General features: G+C 55.0%; 8 protein-coding genes. 4 read left to right on the forward strand and 4 right to left on the reverse strand.

The features are described from left to right. Positions 1-55 precede the first annotated feature (55 nt). Genes ACSZPU_RS19045 through ACSZPU_RS19055 form a run of 3 tightly spaced genes read right to left on the reverse strand, consistent with a single transcriptional unit; the run spans position 56 to position 3,175 of the window. Complete coding sequence (locus ACSZPU_RS19045; RefSeq protein ID WP_499001980.1) at positions 56-709, reverse strand: MFS transporter; 654 nt, start codon at positions 707-709, stop codon at positions 56-58. 37 nt (positions 710-746) lie between these two features. Next, a complete protein-coding gene (locus tag ACSZPU_RS19050) occupies positions 747-1,439 on the reverse strand; it encodes an RraA family protein (RefSeq protein ID WP_499001983.1) in 693 nt (230 codons plus the stop codon). Between the two features lie 17 nt (positions 1,440-1,456). Then, positions 1,457-3,175 (reverse strand): IlvD/Edd family dehydratase, encoded by a 1,719-nt coding sequence (locus ACSZPU_RS19055; RefSeq protein WP_499001986.1) that lies wholly within the window; start codon positions 3,173-3,175, stop codon positions 1,457-1,459. A 519-nt stretch (positions 3,176-3,694) separates the two neighbouring features. On the opposite strand from ACSZPU_RS19055, the gene ACSZPU_RS19060 reads away from it, so the two are divergent. After that, entirely contained in the window at positions 3,695-4,153 is a 459-nt protein-coding gene (locus ACSZPU_RS19060; RefSeq protein WP_499001988.1) for a transposase, read from the forward strand. Between the two features lie 42 nt (positions 4,154-4,195). Here the strand turns inward: ACSZPU_RS19060 and mgtA are convergent, their stop codons facing one another. Then, positions 4,196-6,901: a magnesium-translocating P-type ATPase gene (mgtA, locus tag ACSZPU_RS19065; protein WP_499001991.1), complete on the reverse strand. Its 2,706-nt coding sequence runs from the start codon at positions 6,899-6,901 to the stop codon at positions 4,196-4,198. Between the two features lie 477 nt (positions 6,902-7,378). Here mgtA and treR point away from each other — a divergent pair, with 477 nt between their 5' ends. The 3 genes from treR (at position 7,379) to treC (ending at position 11,584) form a co-directional block, all read left to right on the forward strand. After that, positions 7,379-8,326: a trehalose operon repressor TreR gene (treR, locus tag ACSZPU_RS19070; RefSeq protein ID WP_499001993.1), complete on the forward strand. Its 948-nt coding sequence runs from the start codon at positions 7,379-7,381 to the stop codon at positions 8,324-8,326. A gap of 132 nt (positions 8,327-8,458) precedes the next feature. Continuing rightward, positions 8,459-9,877, forward strand: a complete 1,419-nt coding sequence (treB, locus tag ACSZPU_RS19075) for a PTS trehalose transporter subunit IIBC (protein WP_499001995.1) — start codon at positions 8,459-8,461, stop codon at positions 9,875-9,877. 45 nt (positions 9,878-9,922) lie between these two features. Then, complete coding sequence (gene treC, locus ACSZPU_RS19080) at positions 9,923-11,584, forward strand: alpha,alpha-phosphotrehalase (protein ID WP_499001997.1); 1,662 nt, start codon at positions 9,923-9,925, stop codon at positions 11,582-11,584. The last annotated feature ends 108 nt before the right edge of the window (positions 11,585-11,692 follow it).

The following is an 11,692-nucleotide window of genomic DNA, read 5'->3' on the forward strand; positions in this document are numbered from 1 at the left end:
GCAGAGTCTGTATCTCCACGGGTCGGGCGTCCGTGGGCAGAGCATCGTAAGATCATCAACGGCATGTTCTGGGTGCTCTCAGGAACGTTGCTTTTTCCGGAGAGTCGGGCAACAGCAGCAATACCGGGATAATTAACAGCAACGCAGGCAGACCGGTGCCAATAAAGATCCACTGCCAACCATCCAGTTGCAGTACGCCGTGGATGCTGAGTAATGCTCCATTAAGCGGTGCGCCAATGAGATTCGCCGCCAGACTTGCCATAATCAGATAACCAACCACCCGTGGGCGATGGGAAAGCGGGAACCAGCGCGTCATATAGTAGAGCAAACCGGGATATAATCCGGCCTCCGCCGCTCCAAGCAAAAAGCGTAAAATATAAAACATGGTTGCACTGGTGGTAAACGCCATCAGAACGGTAATAAAGCCCCAGGTCAGCATAATGCGCGCAAACCATAAACGGGCTCCGACCCTGTGCAGCATAATGTTGCCAGGCACTTCAAACAGCAAATAACCAATAAAGAATAATGATGCACCTAATCCATATGCTGTTTCGCTCAGAGATAAACTTTCGACCATATGTAATTTTGCAAAACCTATATTTTGACGATCAATATAGGCAATCACATAGAGCATAACCATAATTGGTACGATTTTAAGCGATATCTTATGAATCGTTGACTTCTCAATAAAATCAGTAGCAGAAGACATAATCTTCTCCTTATTTATCTGGCAGATAAAATAGCAGTTACATAATTCCGAACTTATCGAATGCCTCGACGGTACTCATGCCTTTTTGCAAGGCGAGTAGAACGTCATTTTCGCCTTTCGCCTTTTCAAACGCGCCATGGAATGCCTCATCCACAGCCTGTGCAGGAATCACGAGTACACCGTCGCGATCGCCAAAAATCACATCACCAGGCATCATGCGCACGCCATCCAGTTCAATAGGCACACGCCAGTCGACGACCTTTCCGCGCGGCCCCTGGTCTTGTGCATAACTCCCAAAGGAGGCAACCGGGAAATTGAGGTTCAGGATTTCATTACTGTCACGGTGATAGCCGTGAATCACCGCCCCCGCAGCACCGCACTGCATTGCGCGGGTCGACATTAACCCGCCCCACTGTGCATAACGTAATGAACCACCCGCACAGATATACACTTCATTTGTTTGCAGATCGTCGAGGGCATTAAACATAAGGCCAAACGGTTTTTCACTCAGCGCATTATTTCCTGGCGTGCTTTCATGAAAATAATCGGCTTCAAGCACCGGCATTGCCCGACCGATAATCACCATCTTCGGATCAATTGGTTTTAATTGCGGGGATAAGAACTGATGTAATAACCCCATGGTATCTAAAATATCCCCCACCAGAGCAACAAACAGTTTTTCTTTTGCAAGGGAAAATAATTCGCTATCGTTGGACCACATTTTACTCATAACAACTCCGATATTTATTATTCAGGGTGAGGTTCACGTTTAATATCACTGCCAGATTTCCCCGGCAAAAAGTTTAAATCCGCGCCAGTGTGTGCCTGTTGTACTGTCTGGATATAAAGGCTGGCGTAGCCGCGCGGGTAATCAGGGTATTCCGCCTGCCAGTCGGCTTTACGCCGGGTAAGCTCATCATCAGAAACCAGCAAGTTAAGCTGGCGCGTCTGGCAGTTAAGCTCGATCATGTCGCCGTTTTTCACTAGCGCGAGCGTACCGCCCACCGTGGATTCCGGGCTGACATGAAGCACGATAGTGCCAAAGGCGGTACCGGACATTCGTCCGTCAGAGATACGGATCATATCGCGTACGCCCTGCTGCAAGATCTTGAGCGGCAAACCAAAGTTTCCCACTTCCGGCATGCCCGGATACCCTTTCGGCCCGACTCCTTTCAGCACCAGGATATCGTCTGGCAACATATCAAGCACCGGGTCATTAATCCGATGGTTGTAGTCTTCGATATTCTCAAATACCACCGCCCGAGCAGTGTGGTTGAGCAACGCAGGTGTTGCCGCGGAAGGTTTGATCACCGCCCCATCGAGGCACAGATTCCCTTTCAGCACGATGGTACCGGCATCCTCAAGCAGCGCCTGCTCCCGTGGCGCGATCACCCGCTCATTCAGGATTTTCGCACTCTGATAATTCTCACTCAGGGTGTGGCCGTTACATTGCATGACGTCGGTATGCAGCTTATCGAACAGTTGGCTGATCACCCCCGGCACACCGCCCGCGTAGTAGAAATCTTCCATCAGGAACTCGCCGGATGGTTTCAGGTTCGCCAGCAAGGGGATGTGCTGGCTACACTGGTCAAAATCCTCCAGCGTGAGTGGTACTTCGATACGCCCGGCAATCGCCAGAAGGTGCAGAATAAAATTGGTGGAACCGCCAATGGCGGCATTCACCACAATCGCATTCTCAAAAGCTTCGCGTGTCAGAATCTGCGACATCCGCACGTCATCTTTCACCATTTCGACAATCCGCCGCCCCGACAGACGGGCATTGCGTTTTCGTGACGCATCAACGGCGGGAATGGCCGCAGATCCGGGAAGCGACAAACCCAACGCCTCCACCATGCAGGAGAGCGTGGAGGCCGTCCCCATAGTGTTACATGCGCCGGGGCTTCGCGACATAGCATTTTCTGCCTCGTCAAATTCCGCCTGGCTCATGATGCCCGCACGTAAATCTTCGCTAAATTTCCATAAGTCCGTGCCCGACCCAATGTCCGCGCCCTGATATTTACCATTAAGCATCGGGCCGCCACTGACCACCAGCGTCGGCAAATCAACGCTCGCCGCGCCCATCAGGCATGATGGCGTCGTTTTATCGCAGTTGGTCAGAAGCACCACGCCATCAATCGGGTTGGCTCGAATGGACTCTTCAACATCCATACTGGCCAGATTGCGAAATAGCATGGTGGTCGGCTTCATCAGGGCTTCGCCGAGTGACATCACCGGGAATTCAAAGGCAATGCCTCCAGCTTCCAGAACCCCCATTTTTACCTGCTCGGCGAGGTCACGCAGATGTGCATTGCAGGGGGTTAATTCTGACCACGTATTACAAATGCCGATAACTGGACGTCCATCAAAGATGTCATTGGGTAATCCCTGATTTTTCAACCAACTTCTGGCAATAAAACCTGATTTATCCTTCCGACCAAACCAGGTCTGGCTACGATATTCTTTCATTTTAATGGGCACTCTTTTTATCAACAGAATGGAGAGTTAGCTGGAGTGTAATTTATGCGTGGAAGGCGTCAATGCAGGCCCCGGAGGGCAATAAAAAGGATGTTTGTGAGCCAGAGAGGGGAAATGCAAACGTCAGTCGACACTGACTTTTATTAGTAAAAGCCATCAAATCCTTAGAGTACGCATGGATAATATTTAATAAATAATATCAATAAGTAACATTCATACCGTAAGCATTGTCTTTTATATATAAAAGCAATCTTCACAAAAAGAAATACGTGAAATGTGATCGATATCGCAGTGGATGCTTATGAGACATCCCGGATGCGGCGCAAGCGCCTTTATCCGGGCTACCCATCGTAGCCCCGGTCAGCGCCAGCGCCACCGGGGAATATCCCGCCGCACTCATGCCCTGGAGCGATGTCTCTGCTAAAAGAGGTAAAAATCGCGATTGAAGCCATCGCGGTACGCCGCTAATCTCGCCTAATACGCATTGATAACCACCATGGAGGGTTGGTAATGGCAAGATTACGTTTCACTGAGGAGCAAATTGCTGATTTCCTACAGCAATCCAAAAACGGGGTTCCCAACAAGGAATTGTGCGAGAGATTTGAATTCAGCCCGAGCACGCTTCGACGCTGGCAAGAGTTGCACGCCCAACGTATACGCAGTGAGTTAAAAAAATTAGAAACAACAGCATCGTACGTATTTCTGGGTTTCTTTACCGTCGCTCTGCTTCTCGGTACGGCTTTCCCTTCGTCTATCAGCGCCTGGATTATCCCCGTCTTTTTGATTTATTGCGTAAGCTACATCCGCCGCTACCGTGCGCTGTCAGCCAAACATATTAAGGAAGGGAATATCTCACTCTCACGTTCAGGCTTTGGAACGGATAACGTGTTTTATCAGCTAAGTTGGTCCATGGTGATTATTTTCCTCTGCTCACTGGGGTATCTGTTCGTGCACCTGATCTTTAGATAATCGACCTGAATGGAACCGCTCAGGCCGATTATCACAAGGGCGTTACTGCCAGCCATACCGGCGGCTGTAAAAACCCTTCACCATCTGCGTCAGTGTCATGTATCCGGCGAGGATCGCAATCAGCCACGGGAAGTATGACAGCGGTAGCGACTGCAGTTGCAGATAGCTTGCCAGCGGCGAGAACGGCAGCGCGATACCCACCAGAATCACCATCGCGGTCATCATGATCAGCGGCCAGGCGGCGCGGCTTTGAATAAACGGCACGCGGCGAGTACGGATCATATGCACGATCAGCGTCTGTGACAGCAGCCCTTCCACAAACCAGCCTGACTGGAACAGGGTCTGGGCTTCCGGCACATTCGCCTTAAACACCCACCACATCACGCAGAAAGTCAGAATATCGAAAATGGAGCTGATCGGGCCGAAGAAGATCATAAAGCGCCCGAGGTCTGCCGGGTTCCAGCGCTGCGGTTTGCGAATCTGCTCGTCATCGACGTTATCGAACGGAATCGCCACCTGGGATACATCGTAAAGCAGGTTCTGAATCAGCAAGTGCAGTGGCAGCATGGGCAGGAACGGCAGGAAGGCGCTTGCCACCAGCACGCTGAACACGTTACCAAAGTTAGAACTGGCCGTCATTTTGATGTATTTCAGCATGTTGGCGAAGGTTTTACGCCCTTCGATAACCCCCTCTTCCAGCACCATCAGGCTTTTTTCCAGCAGAATGATATCGGCCGCTTCACGGGCAATATCCACCGCGCCGTCAACGGAAATACCAATATCCGCCGCACGCAGCGCCGGGGCGTCGTTAATACCGTCGCCCATAAAGCCCACCACGTGCCCTTCACGACGCAGCAGCGTCACAATGCGCTCTTTATGCATTGGCGTCAGGCGCGCAAACAACAGGGTGCGTTTTGCCAGCGCCGCCAGCTCGTCATCACCCAGATGTTCAATCTGGTTGCCCGTCACCACCTCACCCACGTCCAGTCCTACTTCCTGGCACACTTTCGCCGCCACCAGTTCGCTGTCGCCGGTCAGAATTTTTACCGTCACGCCGCTGGCTTTCAGCGCTTTCAGCGCCGGAGCGGTGGTCTCTTTCGGCGGATCGAGGAACGCAATGTAGCCTTCCAGGATCAGGTCGGATTCGTCCACGCGATGGTAATCACCGCTGCGTGCCGGCAGGTATTTGGTTGCCACCGCCACCACGCGCAGCCCCTGACGGTTCTGAGTTTCAGTCACGCGCTGAATACGGCGCAGCATGGTTTCATCCAGCGGAACGATATCGCCGTTGTAACGCACCTGGCTGCACACGTTGAGGATCTCCTGCAGCGCGCCTTTGCAAATCAGCTGATGGGCATCCGCGTTTTCGGCGACCACCACCGACATGCGGTGACGTTCGAAATCAAACGGGATCTCGTCAATTTTCTGCCAGTGGGTAGAGAGCGTACGTGCCGCTTCTGCATCTACCCCTTCCAGCACCGCCGTATCGAGCAGGTTTTTCAGCCCGGTCTGGTAGTGGCTGTTCAGCCAGGCGCAGTGCAGCACCAGTTCGCTGACTTTACCGGCGATATCCGTGTGGTTTTCCAGCACGATTTTATCCTGCGTTAACGTACCGGTTTTGTCGGTACACAGGATGTCCATAGCGCCAAAGTTTTGAATCGCATCCAGATGTTTAACGATAACTTTCTGTTTCGACAGCTTCACCGCCCCGCGCGCCAGCGTAGAGGTGACAATCATCGGCAGCATTTCCGGGGTCAACCCGACAGCAACCGACAGCGAAAACAGCGCCGCTTCCCACCAGTCGCCTTTGGTAAAGCCGTTAATCAGCAGTACCACCGGCGTCATCACCAGCATAAAGCGGATAAGCAGCATGCTGACGCGGCCAATGCCTTTCTGGAACGCATTCGGCTCGCTCTCTTGTTCGCTCACGCGCCCGGCCAGTTGCCCAAACCAAGTGTTGCCACCCGTGGCGATAACCATCGCCTGTGCCGTGCCGCTGACCACGTTAGTGCCCATAAAGCACAGGGTGTCGCTTTCCAGCGGATTGGTCTGATCCGCGGTGCGGGTTTTCGCCACTTTCTCTACTGGCAGGGATTCACCGGTCAGCGACGCCTGCGCCACAAACAGGTCACGTGCCTGCACCACGCGCAGATCCGCCGGGATCATGTCGCCTGCCGCCAGCTTGACGATATCGCCCGGAACCAGCAGGTCGAGCGGGATCTCCATCCATGTGGTTTCACCCTGCTCATTCGCTACCCGCAGCACCGTCGCGGTGTTGCTCACCATAGCTTTCAGCGCATCCGCCGCTTTGGTGGAGCGCGCTTCCTGAATAAAGTTCAGGAAGGTGGAGATGGCAACCATCAGCGCAATCACCCCGGCGGCGAACAGGTCTTCCGACGCATAGGAGAAAATGCCCAGGCAGGTCAGCAGCAGGTTAAACGGGTTGCGATAGCAGGACCACACATGCCCCCACCAGGGCACCGGACGCTGTCCGGGAATTTGGTTAACCCCGCATTTTTCCCGTGCGTCCTGCACCTCTTTTTCATTCAGCCCTTCCGGGTGGCTGTTGAGCTGCAGCCACAGGTCGGCGAGTTCCATCGTCGACAGTTTCAGGCAGCGGTCGCTGAGCGAGGCCGGAACCTCGACGTGTTGAATATTCGCACTGCCAGGCAGCGGATCGCGCTGCACAAGACGGCGAGGTAAGTGGCGGTTAAGCCGGGCCAGGAGTCGAGTGATATTTTTGAACATAGTAGTCATCCTTGCCCCCGCATCACGCGGGTGCCACTACACATCATCCTTCGCGCTGTCTCTCCGTTGGCTTCCCCTGTTCACACCGGCCACTTACCTCAGTAAGCTCCCGGCGATGCCCAGTCTCGCCGCCTCGACACATCGCGAATGATTTTGTGTATTACTGCGGGCACGAAACATCCGCGCCAGCAGGCGTTTTCAGTTATGCAGGGACGTTTTGCGTCGCTGCCTTACGTTTCCGATAAGGCAGCAAAGGCAGGCTTACCGGAAAGAGGGTCTCCGTCGAGGGAGAGGTGCGGGATCAGGGTCCATATAACCTCCGGTAAGGGTAAAAAATGACAGTCTTTAGCGGCGCTATTATAACTCTGCTGAATTAAACCGAACGTAAACCAGACTTTACCCATTGCCGTTTGGTTGAGTCCTCGTCAAACTTTCTTTATTCTGCAATCCGCCTTGATAAGGAACAGGACAGGACGCATGCAAAACCGGCTGACGATCAAAGACATTGCGCGTTTAAGTGGCGTTGGGAAATCCACGGTTTCCCGTGTGCTGAATAATGAAAGCGGCGTGAGTGAACGCACCCGCGAGCGCGTCGAAGCGGTGGTCAATCAGCACGGTTTTTCCCCGTCCCGCTCCGCGCGCGCCATGCGTGGGCAGAGCGACAAAGTGGTGGCCATCATCGTCTCGCGCCTCGATTCTCTGTCGGAAAACCTCGCCGTCCAGACCATGCTCCCGGCTTTTTATGAGCAGGGCTACGATCCGATTATGATGGAAAGTCAGTTCTCGCCGGAGATGGTGGAAGAGCATCTGCACATGCTGAGTCGCCGCAATATTGACGGCGTGGTGTTGTTTGGCTTTACCGGCGTCACCGAAGAACTACTGTCATCGTGGCGCGCCTCTCTGGTGCTGCTGGCGCGTGATGCTAAAGGGTTCGCCTCCGTCTGCTATGACGACGAAGGGGCCATCAATCTGCTGATGCAAAACCTCTACGATCGGGGCCATCGCCACATCAGTTTTATTGGCGTGCCGCACAGTGACGTCACCACCGGCAAGCGTCGTCACGACGCCTATATGACGTTTTGCGCGCGCCACCAGCTCACCCCGCACTTCATTTTGCCAGGCCTTGCCATGAAGCACGGCTACGACAATGTGGCCAGCGTGCTGATGCCGGACACCACCGCCCTGCTCTGCGCAACGGACACCCTCGCGCTGGGGGCGAGTAAATACCTGCAAGAGCAGCGCATTGAAAACCTGCAACTGGCGAGCGTGGGTAACACGCCGCTGATGAAATTTCTCCATCCGGAGATCGTCACTGTTGATCCCGGCTATGCCGAAGCAGGCCGCCAGGCCGCGGCGCAGTTGATTGATCAGGTCAATGGCCGTACCGATCCACGCCAAATTGTGATCCCCGCCCAGCTCGCCTGAGTCCCCTTCCCGCACGGTTTATTGTGATCTTCGCTTGGTTTCGGGAACGTTCCCATTTTCAGTTATTCGCCCAATGGATATGCTTGCGCACATTCATCAGCAGTCATTATTTTCTCTCAGTGGGGCATCACGATGAGCAAAGTCAGACAAGAGGATATCGCCAGACTTATTGAGCTGGTCGGCGGACGCGAAAACATCGCCACGGTGAGCCATTGCATCACCCGTTTGCGTTTTGTCCTGAACGCACCGGCCAAAGCCGACCCGAAAACCATCGACACGCTGCCGATGGTCAAAGGCTGCTTTACCAACGCCGGGCAATTCCAGGTGGTGATCGGCACCGACGTGGGCGACTGGTATCAGGCACTTATCAGCACCATCGGCCAGGCCTCTGCCGATAAAGAACAGGCCAAACGGGCGGCACGCCAGAACATGAAATGGCACGAGCAGTTGATCTCGCACTTTGCCGAGATCTTCTTCCCGCTGCTCCCGGCGCTGATCAGCGGCGGTTTGATCCTCGGCTTCCGTAACGTTATTGGCGATCTGCCGATGAGCAACGGCCAGACGCTGGCGCAGATGTATCCCGGTCTGAAAACCGTTTACGACTTCCTGTGGCTGATTGGCGAAGCGATCTTCTTCTACCTGCCGGTGGGGATTTGCTGGTCGGCGGTGCGCAAAATGGGCGGTACGCCGATCCTCGGTATCGTGCTCGGCGTGACCCTCGTCTCCCCGCAATTAATGAACGCCTATGAGCTGGGTAGCAAAATCCCGGACGTGTGGAATTTCGGCCTGTTCGCCATTGAGAAAGTGGGCTATCAGGCACAGGTTATTCCGGCCCTGCTGGCAGGCCTGGCGCTGGGCGTGATTGAAACCCGCCTCAAACGTCTGGTGCCGGACTACCTCTATCTGGTGGTCGTGCCGGTGTGTTCCCTGCTGCTGGCCGTGTTCCTCGCGCATGCCTTTATTGGCCCGTTCGGTCGTATGGTGGGCGACGGCGTGGCCTTCGCGGTACGCCACCTGATGACCGGCAGCTTTGCTCCGATTGGCGCGGCGCTGTTTGGTTTCCTCTACGCGCCGCTGGTGATTACCGGTGTGCATCAGACCACGCTCGCCATCGACATGCAGATGATTCAGAGCATGGGCGGCACCCCGGTGTGGCCACTGATTGCCCTGTCGAACATTGCTCAGGCGTCTGCGGTCACCGGGATCATCATCTCCAGCCGTAAACACAATGAACGTGAGATCTCCGTACCGGCAGCGATTTCGGCCTACCTTGGCGTAACCGAACCGGCGATGTACGGCATCAACCTGAAATACCGCTTCCCGATGCTCTGCGCGATGATTGGCTCCGGCCTCGCCGCCCTGCTGTGTGGCCTGAACGGTGTGCTGGCAAACGGTATTGGCGTTGGCGGCCTGCCGGGCATCCTCTCTATTCAGCCGACCTGGTGGCAGGTGTTCGCCCTGGCGATGGCAGTGGCGATTATTGTGCCGATGGCGCTGACCTCGGTGGTTTACCAGCGTAAGTTCCGTCAGGGCACGCTGCAGATTGTGTAACTTTTAGGGCGCGTTTGCGCCCTTCGCTTTTACCAGGAATACGTTATGAATACCCTTCCTCACTGGTGGCAAAACGGTGTCATCTACCAGATCTACCCGAAGAGCTTCCAGGACACGACCGGCAGCGGCACGGGCGATTTACGCGGCGTGATTATGCGCCTCGATTACCTGAAAACCCTGGGCGTGGATGCCATCTGGCTGACGCCGTTCTACGTCTCACCACAGGTGGATAACGGCTACGATGTCGCCAGTTACACCGCCATCGACCCGCTTTACGGCACGCTGGAAGACTTTGATGAGCTGGTCGCTCAGGCGAAGGCGCGCGGCATTCGTATCGTGCTGGATATGGTGCTCAACCACACCTCCACGCAGCACGCCTGGTTTCGTGAATCGCAGGATCCTGCCAGCCCGTACCGCAACTTTTATATCTGGCGCGACGGTAAAGCGGATGGCCTGCCTAACAACTGGCGCTCAAAATTTGGCGGCAACACCTGGGGCTGGCATGCGGCAAGCGAGCAGTACTATCTGCATCTTTTCGCGCCAGAACAGGCGGATCTGAACTGGGAAAATCCGGCTGTACGCAGCGAGCTGAAAAAGGTCTGTGAATTCTGGGCCGATCGTGGCGTGGACGGGTTGCGTCTGGATGTGGTCAATCTGATCTCCAAAGATCAGAACTTCCCGGACGATCATGAAGGCGACGGCCGTCGTTTTTATACCGATGGTCCCCGCGCGCACGAATTCTTGCAGGAGATGAGCCGGGAGGTTTTCCAGCCGCGTAACCTGATGACGGTGGGCGAGATGTCGTCGACCTCGCTGGAGCATTGCCAGCAATATGCCGCGCAGGACGGGCGCGAGTTGTCGATGACTTTCAATTTTCATCACCTGAAAGTGGACTACCCCGGCGGCGAGAAATGGACGCAGGCCGAGCCGGATTATGTGGCGCTCAAGGCGCTGTTTAATTACTGGCAGCAGGGCATGCACAAGGTGGCGTGGAATGCGCTGTTCTGGTGTAACCACGACCAGCCGCGCATTGTGTCGCGCTTTGGTGATGAGGGCGAACTGCGCGTGCCGTCCGCCAGGATGCTGGCGATGGTGCTGCATGGGATGCAAGGTACGCCGTATATCTACCAGGGCGAAGAGATTGGCATGACCAATCCGCATTTTGCCGACATTAGCGAATATCGGGACGTGGAAAGCCACAATATGTTCGCCGAGTTGCGGGCCAGCGGGCGCGATGCCGACGAGCTGCTGGCGATTCTGGCCAGTAAGTCCCGCGATAACAGCCGCACGCCGATGCAGTGGACCAGCGAGCAACACGCCGGGTTCACCCAGGGCGAGCCGTGGATTGGTCTGTGCGATAACCGCGACGAGATCAATGCCCAGGCGGCGATGAACGATCCGGATTCGGTGTTTTATACCTACCTGCGCCTGATCGCGCTGCGTAAAGAGCAGCCGATTCTGACCTGGGGGGATTATGAAGATCTGCTGCCCGCGCACCCCTGGTTGTGGTGTTATCGCCGTCAGTGGCTGGGGCAGACGCTGGTTGTGGCAGCCAACCTGAGCCGTGAATGCCAGCAGTGGCAGCCCAAAGAGATGTCGGGGCAGTGGCAGGCCATCATGAGCAATTACGCCGAGATCTCCCCGGCACCGGGTGATATGACCCTGCGCCCGTTCGAAGCGGTATGGTGGCTACAGACCGACGATTAACCTGAATCCCCGGATGCGGCGCATAACGTGCCGACCCTGTACACGATTCTGTGTAAATGCCTTTTCTCAGAAGTGACCGTCCAGGCGGTCACCGAACTCGATAATAAA

It is taken from the genome of Phytobacter sp. V69, from assembly GCF_965644215.1.
Lineage (GTDB): Bacteria > Pseudomonadota > Gammaproteobacteria > Enterobacterales > Enterobacteriaceae > Phytobacter.